Annotated in this window: 13 protein-coding genes; 9 read left to right on the top strand and 4 right to left on the bottom strand. The window is 67.0% G+C overall.

What is annotated here, in order from left to right:
* Positions 1 to 8 precede the first annotated feature (8 nt).
* Positions 9 to 1,376: a M1 family metallopeptidase gene (locus GKZ92_RS02650; RefSeq protein ID WP_035755263.1), complete on the bottom strand. Its 1,368-nt coding sequence runs from the start codon at positions 1,374 to 1,376 to the stop codon at positions 9 to 11.
* 217 nt (positions 1,377 to 1,593) lie between these two features.
* Here GKZ92_RS02650 and GKZ92_RS02655 point away from each other — a divergent pair, with 217 nt between their 5' ends.
* Positions 1,594 to 2,022, top strand: coding sequence for a DoxX family protein (locus tag GKZ92_RS02655; RefSeq protein WP_006356906.1), 429 nt, complete (start codon positions 1,594 to 1,596; stop codon positions 2,020 to 2,022).
* Positions 2,023 to 2,039: 17 nt separating this feature from the next.
* Here the strand turns inward: GKZ92_RS02655 and GKZ92_RS02660 are convergent, their stop codons facing one another.
* Positions 2,040 to 2,612 (bottom strand): hypothetical protein, encoded by a 573-nt coding sequence (locus tag GKZ92_RS02660; RefSeq protein WP_155225680.1) that lies wholly within the window; start codon positions 2,610 to 2,612, stop codon positions 2,040 to 2,042.
* 109 nt (positions 2,613 to 2,721) lie between these two features.
* On the opposite strand from GKZ92_RS02660, the gene GKZ92_RS02665 reads away from it, so the two are divergent.
* Positions 2,722 to 3,216, top strand: coding sequence for a DUF5709 domain-containing protein (locus GKZ92_RS02665; protein WP_006356908.1), 495 nt, complete (start codon positions 2,722 to 2,724; stop codon positions 3,214 to 3,216).
* Here the strand turns inward: GKZ92_RS02665 and GKZ92_RS02670 are convergent, their stop codons facing one another.
* Complete coding sequence (locus GKZ92_RS02670) at positions 3,217 to 3,966, bottom strand: Clp protease N-terminal domain-containing protein (RefSeq protein ID WP_155224967.1); 750 nt, start codon at positions 3,964 to 3,966, stop codon at positions 3,217 to 3,219. It lies immediately after the preceding gene.
* 179 nt (positions 3,967 to 4,145) lie between these two features.
* Between GKZ92_RS02670 and egtB the strand changes: the two genes are divergently transcribed.
* Positions 4,146 to 5,447 carry an ergothioneine biosynthesis protein EgtB gene (gene egtB, locus GKZ92_RS02675; protein WP_035755258.1) on the top strand — a complete coding sequence of 434 codons (1,302 nt, stop codon included), beginning with the start codon at positions 4,146 to 4,148 and terminating at the stop codon, positions 5,445 to 5,447.
* Complete coding sequence (egtD, locus tag GKZ92_RS02680) at positions 5,444 to 6,379, top strand: L-histidine N(alpha)-methyltransferase (RefSeq protein ID WP_006356911.1); 936 nt, start codon at positions 5,444 to 5,446, stop codon at positions 6,377 to 6,379. The genes egtB and egtD overlap by 4 nt, the downstream gene beginning before the upstream one ends.
* 6 nt (positions 6,380 to 6,385) lie before the next feature.
* On the opposite strand, the gene GKZ92_RS02685 is transcribed toward egtD, so the two are convergent.
* A complete protein-coding gene (locus tag GKZ92_RS02685; protein ID WP_155224968.1) occupies positions 6,386 to 7,441 on the bottom strand; it encodes an LLM class flavin-dependent oxidoreductase in 1,056 nt (351 codons plus the stop codon).
* 215 nt (positions 7,442 to 7,656) lie between these two features.
* On the opposite strand from GKZ92_RS02685, the gene GKZ92_RS02690 reads away from it, so the two are divergent.
* From GKZ92_RS02690 to GKZ92_RS02710, 5 genes are read left to right on the top strand one after another with little or no spacing between them, the layout of a single operon-like run.
* Complete coding sequence (locus GKZ92_RS02690) at positions 7,657 to 8,046, top strand: SHOCT domain-containing protein (RefSeq protein ID WP_040003911.1); 390 nt, start codon at positions 7,657 to 7,659, stop codon at positions 8,044 to 8,046.
* 49 nt (positions 8,047 to 8,095) lie between these two features.
* Complete coding sequence (locus GKZ92_RS02695; protein WP_075863617.1) at positions 8,096 to 9,079, top strand: ABC transporter permease; 984 nt, start codon at positions 8,096 to 8,098, stop codon at positions 9,077 to 9,079.
* 1 nt (position 9,080) lies between these two features.
* Positions 9,081 to 10,079: an ABC transporter permease gene (locus tag GKZ92_RS02700; RefSeq protein WP_006356935.1), complete on the top strand. Its 999-nt coding sequence runs from the start codon at positions 9,081 to 9,083 to the stop codon at positions 10,077 to 10,079.
* Positions 10,076 to 12,148: a dipeptide ABC transporter ATP-binding protein gene (locus tag GKZ92_RS02705; protein ID WP_155224969.1), complete on the top strand. Its 2,073-nt coding sequence runs from the start codon at positions 10,076 to 10,078 to the stop codon at positions 12,146 to 12,148. Before GKZ92_RS02700 ends, GKZ92_RS02705 begins: the two co-directional genes overlap by 4 nt.
* On the top strand, positions 12,145 to 13,797 hold the full coding sequence (locus tag GKZ92_RS02710) for an ABC transporter family substrate-binding protein (protein WP_155224970.1): 1,653 nt from the start codon (positions 12,145 to 12,147) through the stop codon (positions 13,795 to 13,797). The genes GKZ92_RS02705 and GKZ92_RS02710 overlap by 4 nt, the downstream gene beginning before the upstream one ends.
* The last annotated feature ends 59 nt before the right edge of the window (positions 13,798 to 13,856 follow it).

Raw genomic sequence — 13,856 nt, forward strand, 5'->3', positions numbered from 1 at the left:
GAGGTGCCTCAGGACGGAGTGGGGAACGGCGGTAGCTCGGGGGTGAACAGCCAGGCGTCCCACAGGTCCTTGAGCGGCTTCGACGAGTGGTTGGCGGCGAGCGACATGAAGTCCTCGGTGGTCACCGACCCGTAGCGGTACTTCTCGGTCCAGCGGCGAAGCAGGGCAAAGAAGTCGCCGTCGCCGATCCGCAGACGTAGGGCGTGCAGCGTCAGCGCACCGCGTTTGTAGACCCAGTCGTCGAACATCTTGCGCGGGGTGGGATCGGCCAGCGGCACCTTCACCGGCGCGGCGTCGAGCTTCTCGTAGTAGTGGCGGGCCCACTCGTCGGCGCTTCGGCCACCGGATCGCTGGCTCCACAACCACTCGGCGTAGCAGGCGAATCCCTCGTGCAGCCAGATGTCCCGCCAGCGCGCGGCGGTCACCGAGTTGCCGAACCACTGATGTGCGAGCTCATGGGCGATGAGGCGGTCGGCGTCGCGGCTGCCGTCGCAGTGATTGGCACCGAAGGTCGAGAAACTCTGTGCCTCGATGGGGATCTCGAGTTCGTCGTCGGTGACGACGACGGTGTACTGCGGGAACGGATAGGGCCCGAACATCTCGATGAACGCCGAGATCATGTCCATCTGTGGTCCGAAATCGATCCCGAAGTTCTCCTCGAGACGGGACGGGATGAGCCCGGTAACCGGAAAAGGCTTGTCGGCCAACGGGATCTGCTTGTACTGGCCGATCTGGATGGAGGCCAGGTAGGTGGGCATCGGCTCCACCTGCTGGTAAACCCAGGTGGTCTGTGCGGCGCGGACCCGCTTGGACTCCAGCACGCCGTTGGCGAGCGCGTGGTACGGACTGTCGGTGGTGATCGAGATCCGGTACGGCGCTTTGGCACTCGGGTGATCGTCACACGGGAACCACGATGCGGCGCCGTTGGGCTGGTTGGCGCACAGCGAGCCGTCGGTCAGTTCCTCCCAGCCCACCTCGCCCCACGGGCCTCGAATCGGACGGGGGCTGCCGTGGTAGCGGACGGTGATCGTCATCGCGCCGCCGGGCGGCACCGGGGTGTCGGGGGTGATGGTGAGTTTGTTGCGGCGATGGCTGAAGCGGGCGCGCTTGGCGTTGACCGAGACCCGCTGCACGGACATCGTGCCCGCGAGATCGAGGGTGAAGCGCTTGAGCTCGCGCAACGACGTCGCGGTCAGGACCGCGGTGCCGTCGAGGCGATTGCTCGCGACCTTGTACTCGAGTTCGAGGTCGTAGCGCGAGATCCGGAAACCGAGATTCCCGTTGTCCGGCACGTACGGATCGAGGACATCGGACGGTGCGCCCAGGACGGGCTGCCCGGTATTTGCTCGCGACCCCAGGCCAGACTTTCCCGGCACTCTCGACTCCTACTCCGTTCTGCCGTATGGCATGTTCGCCGGCGGTCGGATGGCCGTGGCCCCCGGGCGCCGGTACGGTGCCTTTGGTCACGACGCGGTTGCGTTTGATGACTCGATTTCGGCGTAACACCCGCGACGAGGTGATGTCGTCGCGGACACTGTGAGAGTACCTGGCGGCGGGGATCCGGGCCCGCCCGACGATGCGAGGAGCAGGGTTATGAGCGGATTCGGCAGTGTCGCGCAGTTTCTCGCGCGATTGATACTCGGCATCATCTTCATCGCCCACGGCTGGCAGAAGCTGGTGACGCAGGGGATGGACGCCACGAAGGTGGCCTTCGGTCCGGCCGGCATGGACGTGCCGTACCCCGATCTCGCCGCGTACTACGCGACCTGGGTGGAACTGGTCGGCGGCATCCTGCTGATCCTCGGCCTGCTGCTTCCCATCGTCGCCACGCTGCTGATCGCGGACATGATCGGCGCGATCGTGTTCGTGCACTGGGATGCGGGATTCTGGAACGCCGACAGCGGCTACGAATGGCCGCTGGCACTGATCGCCGGTCTCCTGGCGGTCGGCTTCACCTCGGCGGGGCGTGCCGCCGCCGACAGCTACATCATGCGACGGCGGCGTCGAACCGACGTGGTCTGACCTCGACTCTCGTCGGGTCAGGCGAACGCGAGGCCGTCGATGGTGGCCGAACTCCGCGAGGCGGTGTCGTTGTCGGCGAGCTGAGCCACCAGGCGAGCGATCACCGTGCGTTCCTCGTCGGCGTGGTGCAGGCCCACTCCGTCGATCTCGCCCGGGGTGAGGATCTCCAGGGGATCGGTGTCATGCCGGTGGATCACGGCGGCACCGAGAAGGCGCTGTGCCTGACCGGGGTCGATGTCCCAGAGAGCGTCGGCGGTCACGAGGTAGAGGCGGATGGCCGTCGGGTAGTCGTGGAGGTTGACGAGCGCCCAGGCCCAGTGTTTGGCGACGTCGACGGTGTCGGCTTCCCCGCGGCCGTGGGTGCGCACGTACTTGCCGTGCAGCTCGCTGCAGAGGTAGTTGGCGTCGGTCCACAGCTGCAGGTGCGACATGCATCGGACGCAGTCGTGCAGGTTGGACAGATACTTCGTCGAGTACGGTCCCTCGCGTCGTGCCCTGACCTCGCGGAGGACCGAGAATGCGGCGAGCGCATGCTCGTATTCGCCCGCGGAGAGGAGAGCTTCGGCCTCGACCTGCAATTCCTCGATCATCTTCGTCATTCTGGTCGATTCCGCTGACGGTTACCGGCGTATTGACCGAACTGGGACAACCCGCGCCGATCTCTGGCACAGGCCACGACGGGCTGGCATCGTGACAAGGATGAAGGACGACATCGGCAGCACCCCCGAAGGCTCCGACGGCGAGTACAGCCTTGACGAGGACGATCAACTCCAGCCGGAGGACACCCTGGTCGACCGCGGCGTCGACGACGTCCTCGACGAGGGATTCTCACCACCCGACTACCGGCCCAAAGGTGCTGTCCACGGGCTGACGGCCCAGGAGCAACGCGAGGGCGAGAGCCTCGACGAGCGGCTGGCCGAGGAGGAGCCCGACGTCGGGGCGGTCGATCCGCTCGACGAGATCACCGCCGACGAGCGCGCCAAAAAGGATTGGCGCGCACATGATTCCGACCGGAGCGAGGAGTTCGACGAAGACCACGAGGTCGGTGACCGACGAGCCGGTCGGCTGATCGCGCCGGACGAGGGTTCGGGCATCGACACCGAACCCGAGGCCATCGCCGCCGACGCGGGTATCGACGGCGCGGGCGCCTCGGCCGAAGAAGCCGCGGTGCACTACATCTCTGACCAGGAGTAGCTACTCGGCCGGCGGGGTGAACTGCGCGAGCGTCACGATGATCGTGTCGCGGATCGCGGGCTTGTCGAGCCCGAGGTCCGTGAGCGTGGCGGCCACCGAGTCGTCGGCGAACAGCCCGAGCAGCAGGTGTTCGGTGCCGACGTAGTTGTGCCCGAGGTCGACGGCGACGCCGACGGTCGCCTCCAGGACGGCCTTGGCCGCGTCGTCATAGGGCACGACGGTCGACGCCTCGGAATCCGGGATGTCCCGCGGCGCCGGGACGAGGGGCGCCATGGCCTCCGAGAACGCCTCGACGTCGACGCCGAACTCCCGCAGCACCACGAAGACCAGGGCCTGCGGATCGACGCTCATCGACGCGGCCACGTGGGCGGGGGTCACGAATTCGGCCCGATCCGCGGCCGCCGCACCGTTGGCCGCCATCAGGACATTCGCCGCGCGGGGCGTGAACCTCGAGAACGGGTCCGACGCGTCGGCCGGTCCGGCCCCGGCATCGCCGGTCGTCGACACCCGGTCGACGAATCGCTTCTGAGCTGCCTGTTTGCTGACGCCCATGCTGGTTCCGATCGCGGTCCACGAGGCCCCGGAGCGGCGAGCCTGGTCGACGAAATGGCCGATCAGGCTGTCGGCGACCTCGTCGAGGTGGGCCGCGGCGAGGACCGCATCGGACAGTTGGTCGAGCGGGTCGTCGTGCACCTTGCGGATCGCGGCGATCAGGTCGTCGAGGCGAACGGGAATGCGGTTCTTTGCCATGCGTCAACCGTAGATTGACGAGACTCGGCCGTCAACCCTCGGTTGACGATTGGTGTGTTAGGGGGCCGGACGCAAGACCGACCATCGTTGACAGAGATGGAAACCGTCGTGACGATGGATGCGGAGATTCGCCCAAGACGCCGCCGCACACTCCTTCGTTTGCCACGGGAGGCTTTCCAGTGAGCATCACCGAACCCACCGTCCGCCCCGATCCGCGATCGGGAGCGGGGTCCCCGGATGTCGAACCCCCTGGAGTGGACGCGGGCGGTTCCGACACCGTCCGCCGCTTCCTCGACGTGCGATCGCGGACCGATGCTCTCGCCGAACGGCTCTCGCCGGAAGACCAGACGCCGCAGTCGATGACCGAGGCGAGTCCCGCGAAATGGCATCGGGCGCATGTCACCTGGTTCTTCGAGGAGTTCATCCTCCGCCGGGACCCGGGCTACACGGTCTACGACGAGACGTTCCGGTACCTGTTCAACAGCTACTACGAGACGGTGGGAGAACGGCATCCTCGTTCCGATCGCGGCCTGGTGACCCGACCGGGCGTGCGCGACGTGACGCGGTATCGCGAACACGTGGACGCGGCGATGGTCGCGGCCCTCGAGTCCGGCCGACTCGACGACGCCGCACTCGACCTCGTCGAACTGGGCTGCAATCACGAACAACAGCACCAGGAACTGCTGCTCATGGACATCAAGCACCTGTTCTCGACGCACGCGTTCGGGCCGGTGTACGTCGACCGTGAACCCGATGTGCCCGGGGAGGTCGCGCCGATGGGCTGGCGTGAGTTCGCCGGCGGTGTGCACGAGGTCGGTGCTGTCGGAAGCGGATTCGCCTACGACAACGAGGGGCCTCGGCACCGTGTGTATCTCGAGGACTTCGCGGTGTCCGACCGGCTCGTGACCAACGCCGACTGGCTGGAGTTCATGGCCGACGACGGATACCGACGCCACGAGTTCTGGCTCTCCGACGGGTGGGGCACGGTCAACCAAACAGGCTGGCATGCACCGGGTTACTGGCGCGAAGAGGACGGTGGCTGGACCACTTTCACCTTGTCCGGGCGCCGCCCGGTCGTGCCCGACGAGCCGGTGACCCATGTGTCCTTCTACGAGGCCGACGCCTACGCCCGCTGGGCCGGCGCGCGCCTCCCCACCGAATTCGAATGGGAGGTCGCCGCGGGAACACTCGGCGACGCGCGTGGCCGGCTCCTCGACCCTGGCCGATGTCATCCCGGTCGGGCCGGTTCGGCGATGGTCGGTGACGTCTGGGAGTGGACGGCCAGCGCGTACCTGCCCTACCCGGGATTCGTCCCGGCGAACGGGGCGGTGGGCGAGTACAACGGCAAGTTCATGTCCGACCAGCACGTCCTGCGCGGCGCGAGCGCGGTGACCCCGGCCGGCCACGAGCGGATCACCTACCGGAACTTCTTCCCCGCTGCGTCGCGGTGGGTGTTCTCGGGACTGCGGCTCGCCCGATGACTCTTGCCGCGGATGCACTTTCGGGGTTGTGGCAGGACCCGCCGACGCTGCCCACCAAATGGCTCTACGACGAGCGCGGGAGCAAGCTCTTCGACGAGATCACCCGGCTGCCCGAGTACTACCCGACGCGTCGTGAGACCGCGATCCTGCGCGCGCGTGCGGCCGAGATCGCCGATGCCACACAGGCACAGGTGATGGTCGAACTGGGTTCGGGCACCTCCACCAAGACCCGGCTGTTGCTCGATGCCTTCAGCGCCGCCACCCCTGACGCCGAGCGATTCACCTACGTACCGGTCGATGTCAGCACCGAGATGCTCACGACCACGGCCGACGTGCTGTCCGCGGACTACCCGGGGATCGACGTCGTCCCGGTGGTCGCGGACTTCACCGAACCCGATCTGCGTCTGCCCGACGCCGACGGCCCCCGCCTCGCCGTGTTCCTCGGCGGCACCATCGGGAACTTCGACCCCGACGCGCGGCGCGCGTTCTATCAAGGCCTGGCGAAGGCGCTCTCGCCCGGCGACTTCTTCCTGCTCGGCACCGACCTCGTCAAAGACACCGGCCGGCTCGTCGCCGCCTACGACGACAGGGCCGGTGTCACAGCCGATTTCAACCGCAACCTCATCGAGGTCCTGCGGACCGGGCTCGACGCCCGCGGCCTGTACGCCGACGACTTCGAACACATCGCGCGATGGAACCCGCGCGAACACCGCATCGAGATGTGGCTGCGCGCCCGCCGGGACATCGACGCCTACTTCGAGGTCCTGGGCCGGGCGTGGCGGCTGCCGGCCGGCACCGAGATCCACACCGAGATCAGCACGAAGTTCGAGCCCGACGCACTGCGCGACGAACTGGAATCCGCCGGACTCCAGGTGGTCACCGTGTGGACCGACCCGGCCGGGGATTTCGCGCTCACGCTCAGTCGGCGCTGAGACCGCTCACCCCTCGGCGAGCAGCTCGCGCACCCGCGGGATGACCTTCGTGCCGTACAGCTCGACGCTGCGCATCAGCTGTGTATGGCCCAGGGTGCCGTGGGAGTACTTCATGTCGAAGCGACTCAGCCCGAGAGCCTTCGATGTCGAGGCGATCTTGCGGGCGACGGTCTCCGGCGATCCGACGAACAGTGCGCCGTCGGGCCCGGTGGACCGCTCGAACTCGAAACGGCTGGGCGGTGGCCACCCTCGTTCGCGCCCGATCCGCGCCACGTATCCCCGATAGTGCGGCCACAACTCCTCGCGTGCCTGCTCGTCGGTGTCGGCGACGTGTCCCGGGCAGTGCACGCCGACCGGGAGGGCGTCCTTCTCCAAGTCGGCGAGAGCGCGGTGGTAGAGGTCGACATAGGGGCGGAAGCGGAGCGGGTCGCCGCCGATGATTGCCAGCATCAGCGGAAGCCCGTACGACGCTGCGCGCACCACGGATTCGGGGCTGCCGCCCACTGCGATCCACGCGGGCAGCGGGGGATTCTCGAGCTGGGGGAACACGGGCTGAGCGCGTAGCGGGCCGCGCGTCGAGCCGGACCAGGTGACGGGGTTGCCGGTGCGCAGTTCGGCGAAGAGGGAGAGTTTGTCGGCGAACAGCTCTTCGTAATCGGAGAGGTCGTAGCCGAAAAGAGGGAACGACTCGGTGAACGAGCCGCGGCCGAGGATCACCTCGGCGCGGCCCGAGGAGAGGGCATCGACGGTCGAGAACCGCTGGAACACACGGATCGGGTCGTCGGAGCTCAGGACGGTCACGGCCGATCCCAGGCGCATCCGGCCGGTGCGCGCGGCGATGGCGCCGAGGACCACCTCGGGTGCGGACACGGAGTAGTCAGCGCGGTGATGTTCGCCGACGCCGAGGAAGTCGACGCCGACCTCGTCGGCCAGGACCGCCTGGTCGAGCACGTCGCGCAGGGTCTGCGCGTCGGAAAGCGGGCTGCCATCGGGTGCCGCGGTGATGTCACCGAAGGTGTCCAAGCCCAACTCGAGTTCATGCCTGGCCGTGTGTGATTCCATCGCGTCTCTCTGTTCGTCCGGTTCTGCTCCGAGCCGGAACTGCTTATGGGACACATTCTCATATGCGGCAAATGGTGCACCGCTGACTCGTGCTAATAGTTCTCACGGCCACTTTGGCCTGACAGAGCAGTACCGAGGGTATTGCTGTGCCATGCTTCTATCCGTCAGGGGGCCATTGTGAAGTGGTCCTTTTCTTCTAGAAAGAGGAGACCTTCATGTGGGACTCATTCTGGGACTTCATCTGGTACACCATCGTCATCTTCGCGTTCGTCGCGTACCTGATCGTCCTGTGGCACATCATCACCGACCTGTTCCGTGACAAGAAGGCGTCGGGGTGGCAGAAGGCGGTCTGGGTGGTCTTCCTGATCATCTTCCCGTACATCACCGCCATCGTGTACCTGCTGGCGAAGGGCAAGGGTATGGCCGAACGTCAGCGCGAGGCCTTCACCGAGGCCAAGCAGGCGTCGGACGAGTACATCAAGTCGGTGGCGGGAACCTCTCCGACCCAGCAGATCACCGAGGCGAAGGCTCTCCTCGACTCCGGTGCCATCACCCCCGAAGAGTTCGAGCACCTCAAGGCGAAGGCTCTCGGCGGAGCGGCTTGAGTCACGCTACGGTCGGGTGACACCGACCTGACGACGACCTGGAGCCGCGGTGATCGGATACCTGTGTAAACGCATCGCGGCCTGGGCTGTCCTCGTCTTCCTCGCAACCAATCTGACCTATTTCCTGGCCACCTGGTTCCTCGACCCCCGATCCAATTACGCCGTCCGGCGACCCCCGTTGCCGGAGAGCGTCGTCGACGCCACGCTGTCCTCCCACAACCTCAACGACAAGACCCCGCTGGTCGAACGTTGGTGGAACTGGCTGACCGGCGTGGTGTTGCACTGGGATTGGGGGTCGACGCCGGTCGGTGAGAGCGTCAACAGCGAGATCGGTTTCCGGCTGGTCTCCTCGGTGCAGCTGCTCGCCGCCGCCACCGTCATCTCCACCCTGCTGGGTATCGCCCTGGGCGTCTACACGGCCCTCCGCCAGTACAAGCTCGCCGACCGTGCGTGGCAGTTCATCTCGATAGCGATGATCAACCTGCCGGTTCCCGTCGTCGGCCTGGGCATCGTGCTCGCCGCCATCTCGCTCAATCAGTCCCTCGGCCACAGCGTCGTCTACGTCTCCGGGGCCGCCAGCGTGGGGGTCGAGGGATTTTTCCCGGTGCTGCTGGACCGCATCCAGCACCTCATCCTCCCGACCATCACCCTGGTCGTGATCCAGTACGCCGGACTGCATCTGCTCCAGCGTTCGATGGTGCTCGACACCATCAACGCCGACTATGTCCGCACGGCACGTGCGAAGGGACTCACCCGTGGGGTGGCGGTTCGACGACATGCGTTGCGCACGGCCATCATCCCGGTTGCGGTAGGCATCGCCTTCGCGATCCCCGCGGTGTTCACCGGCGCGGTCCTCACCGAGACCATCTTCGGCTGGGAGGGGATGGGCCGGTACTTCGTCACCTCGATCAACACCAACGACATCCACGGCGTCGTCGCCGTCGCCGCATTCGGTGCCCTGGCCACCGCGGTCGGTGCGATCCTCGCCGACCTCGCCGTGGTCTACCTCGATCCGAGAGTCCGGGTGAGCTGAGATGGCGATGATGCCGCCGGAACCGCGCGGGCCGCAGTCCGGTCACCTCGACGCGACCGCCCCGATCATGGGTGAGACAGGCGGTGTCCTCGACGAATCGGACACCGCGTCGGCGCCACTGGCCCGGCGGCGCAGCGGCCGGGTCAAGATCTTCGCCAGACGGTACGCGCGCAACCGGTCCGCGCTGCTGGGCCTGGCCATCTTCGTCCTGCTCGTGCTGTTCGGCGTCTTCGGCGGACTGTTCACCGCGTACTCCTACACCGACACCGATTTCCTGGCGATCGGCTTCCCGCCGTCGACGCACGGGTCGGATGGCGCCCACTGGTTCGGTACCAACGACGCCGGCAACGATCTGTACGCGCAGGTGGTGCACGGACTCCAACGTTCGCTGACGATCGCCCTGGCCGTGTCGATCGGGACGACCGCGATCGCCGCGTTCCTCGGCGGGCTCGCCGCCTACTTCGGCGGTTGGGTGCAGCGCGTCGTGCTGGGCGTTGTCTACCTGCTCCTCGTGGTGCCGACGTTCCTCATCCTCGCCCTGGTCTCCAACAGCACCGGTGGTGACTGGCGGTGGTTGATCGTCGTGCTCATCGCGTTCGGCTGGATGATGCTGGCGCGCGTGATCCATTCCCTGGCGCTGACCGTCCGCGAGCGCGACTATGTCGCCGCCGCAAAGTATCTGGGCGTGTCCCCGGTGACCATCATCCTCCGGCACATCCTGCCCAACATCGCGTCGTTGCTGGTCATCAACTTCGCCCTCGGCGTGGTGGCCGCGGTGCTCGCCGAGACCGGGCTGTCGTTCCTCGGGTTCGGTGTGAAGATCCCCGACGTCACCCTCGGCTCACTGCTGCAGGCGGGTGCCGGGACGCTGGCCGCGTCGCCGTGGCTGTTCTGGTTCCCCGCGGCCGCGCTGGCGCTCCTCACGGTCTCGATGGCGCTCATCGCCGATGGCCTGCGCGACGCCTTCGACCCGTCGTCGAGTGGAGGTGCCCGTCGATGACGAATCCCGATGCGGTGCTGACGGTCCGGGACCTGACAGTGGATTTCGGCAGCGAGGCAGGCGTCGTCGCCGCCGTCCGCGGTCTCGACTTCGACCTGCGGGCCGGCCGGACCACCGCCATCGTCGGCGAATCCGGATCAGGGAAATCGGTGTCGGCACTGGCGGTTTCGGGACTGCTATCGGACAGTGCGCACATCAGCGGATCGGTCGCACTGCGGGGTCGAGAACTGATCGGGTTGTCGGACAAGAAGATGTCCGCGGTCCGGGGTTCGGAGATCGCGATGGTCTTCCAGGACCCGCTGTCGTCGCTGACCCCGGTGTTCACCGTGGGAGCGCAGATCTCCGAGGCGCTGCGGGCCCATCAGTCCATCACCGCCAAACAGGCCTGGTCGCGCTCGGTCGAACTGCTCGACCTGGTCGGGATCGGCGATCCGCAGCGACGCGCCAGGGCTTTTCCGCACGAGTTGTCCGGCGGGATGCGGCAGCGTGTGATGATCGCGATGGCGATCGCCAACGACCCGTCGGTGATCATCGCCGACGAACCGACCACCGCGCTCGACGTGACCATCCAGGCACAGATCCTCGATGTGCTGGCCACGGCGCGACGGGAGAGCGGCGCCGCGATGCTGTTGATCACGCACGATCTCGGCGTCGTCGCGGGTCATGCCGACGATGTAGTGGTGATGTACGCCGGGCGGGCGGTGGAGACCGCCGACGTCGACACGCTCTTCGGCGGACCGCGGATGCCGTACACGATCGGATTGCTGGGAGCGGTGCCGCGGGTGGACCATCGGACCGATGCGCTCATCCCCATCCCGGGGACGCCTCCGCTTCTCATCGACGTGGCAGACCGATGTCAGTTCGCGCCACGGTGTCCCGTCGCGATCGATGACTGCCGCGGTAGCGAACCGGCGCTGGCGGAGGTGGCCGGCGGCCACCGGGCGGCGTGTATCCGCGTGGAGGAGATCGACGGCGACGGCCGGATCAGTGGTGAGCCGGTGTTCCCGCCGCCCGATGTGCCGGCGGCGTCGCCGGCAGTGACCGACCGGCAGGAACGTGCGACCGTCCTCGATGTGGTGGACATGACCAAGGTCTTCCCGCTGACGAGCGGTTTCCTCAAGCGTCGGGTGGGTTCGGTGCGGGCCGTCAACGGGATCAGCTTCGACATCCGGAGCGGTGAGTCGATGGCCCTCGTCGGAGAGTCGGGCAGCGGCAAGTCGACGACTCTGCTGGAGATCATGGACTTCGCGCAGCCCGAGGGCGTCGTCCGGATCGGCGGGGTGGACCCGGCGGCGGTCCGTTCACGCGAGGCCCGCGCGTTGCGCCAGAAGACGTCGATCGTCTTCCAGGACCCGTCGGATGCGCTCGACCCTCGGTTCACCGCCTTCGACATCATCGCCGAACCGCTTCGCGCGCTGGGGGTCCCGAGAGCGGAGACGGAGGAGAGGGTCACGGGTCTCATGCGGCGCGTCGGGCTGGATCCCGTTCACGCCGACCGTTTCCCCGCCGCCTTCTCCGGCGGCCAGCGACAACGTCTCGCCATCGCGCGGGCACTCGCCACCGACCCCGATCTGATCGTCCTCGACGAGCCGCTGTCGGCCCTCGACGTCTCCGTGCAGGCGGACGTCGTCAACCTGATCCGCCACCTCCAAGCCGACGGCGACGTGGCGTATCTGGTTGTCGCCCACGATCTCTCCGTGGTCCGACATCTCGCCGACCGCGTCGCGGTGATGTATCTGGGTTCGATCGTGGAGTCAGGGCCCACCGAGGCGGTCTTCGCCGAACCCGCGCATCCCTACACCCGGGCACTCTTGTCGGCAGTGCCCATTCCGGACCCGCGCGTCGAACGCGAGCGGCAGCGCATCGTCCTGACCGGCGAACAGCCCAGTGCGACAGACGAGATCGTCGGATGCAGTTTCACCACCAGGTGCCCGTTGCACGCCCGGCTCGGCGAGGAGCGTCGCGAGCGGTGTCGGACGGTCGTACCCCTACTGCGGCCGACGGATCAGCACGGTGCTCCTGCTGTCGACCACAGAGCGGCATGCCATTTCCTGGAGGTGGACCGGTGAAGCGCTGGTCGGTGATCATCGCCGCCATGGCCGTGACCATCGCCTGCATCACCGGTTGCGGTGCCGCGATCGACACCGGGGCGGTGAAGACCGAAGGAGCCTCGCTCAACCTGCAACCTCGGGAGAATCTCGAGGACGGCGGCAGTCTCACGACCGTGCTCGCGGAGGTATCGGCCCAGTGGAACACCTTCCACGCCGACGGCAACGCCTACACCCTGGCCTTGTGGCGCTGGTACAACCCGGTGCTCGCCTACTTCTCGCCGGACGGGCAGTACGCGCCGAATCCCGACTACCTCACCGACGTCCGTACCGAGGTCGTCGGCCGGGACACCGTGGTCACCTACACCATCAACCCGAAGGCCTTCTTCAACGACGGCACACCGATCGACTACCGCGCCTTCGTCGAGACCTGGCGCACGAGCCGGGGCATCGACGATCGCTACATCGTCAGCTCCACCGACGGGTACAGCCAGATCGCCTCGGTCACCCGCGGCGCCGACGACCGTGAGGTCGTCGTGCGCTTCGACGGCGTCTACGCCTGGCCCGACGGCCTGTTCAACGTCGTGCTCCACCCGAAGGCCGCCGATCCCGACGTCTACAACGAGGGCTATGTCCGGAAGCCGCATCCCGAATGGGGCGCCGGACCGTTCACGATCGCCTCCTACGACGCCGACAACGGGACCGTCGTCTTCGAACGAAATCCCAAGTGGTGGGGAAAACCCGGCAAACTCGACCGACGGATCTTCCGGCAGATGGAGTCCCAGGCGGCGCTCAACGCCTTCCAGAACGGCGAGATCGACGCGACCGGGGTGGCCGCCAAAGACGCGCGCGCGCGGGCACTCACGATGAACGGCATCGACATTCGCACCGCGGCCGCACCGCAGCAGTCGTTGCTGGTGCTCAACCTCGACACCCCGATCCTGTCCGATCGGCGCGTCCGTGAGGCCGTGCTCTCCGCCGTCGACCGGGAGACGCTGTCGCGCATCAGGTTCACCGGCCTCAACTACACGGAGGAACTCCCCGGTTCGTTGTCGCTGTACCCGTTCCAACCGGGATACGAGGACAACCTGTCGGACGTGTTGTCCTACGACCCGGTGAAAGCCGAGGAACTGCTCGACCGGTCGGGGTGGACCGAGGGTGGGGACGGCATCCGCAGCAAGGACGGGAGACGGCTGTCGCTGGAGTTGCCCAACATCGGCGACGACACCACGACCCAGAACCTGTCACGCGCGCTCCAGGCGATCCTGAAGAAGGTGGGCGTCGACCTCGCTGTCCGCCAACGCCCGTCGGCCGACTTCTCACAGGTGGTGGTCAACAAGGAGTTCGACGTGCTCCTGCTCGGCTTCTCGTCGAGCGACCCCTTCGGCATGGCCTACTTCTGTCAGGTGTGGTGCATGGGGTCCCAGCTGAACCCCGCCGGTGCCGGGTCCCCGGAACTCGACGCACAGATCCGTGCGATGTCGAGGATCGGCGACCCGATGGCCCAGATCAAGGCGGGGAACGAACTCGAGCGCGAGGCCTTCGCGCAGTTCTCCAACCTTCCCCTCTTCAACGGTCCGTCCATGGTCGCGGTGAAGGAAGGGCTCGCCAATTACGGAGCGGGACAGTTCTACGTCGGTCCCATCGAGGACATCGGCTGGGAGAAGTAGGTCTGCGCCTACTCTCCCGCGGTGCCGTTTCCTTCCCGCGGGCGCTAGCCGGCACGCGG

Source organism: Gordonia sp. 135 (assembly GCF_009720185.1).
GTDB lineage: Bacteria > Actinomycetota > Actinomycetes > Mycobacteriales > Mycobacteriaceae > Gordonia > Gordonia alkanivorans.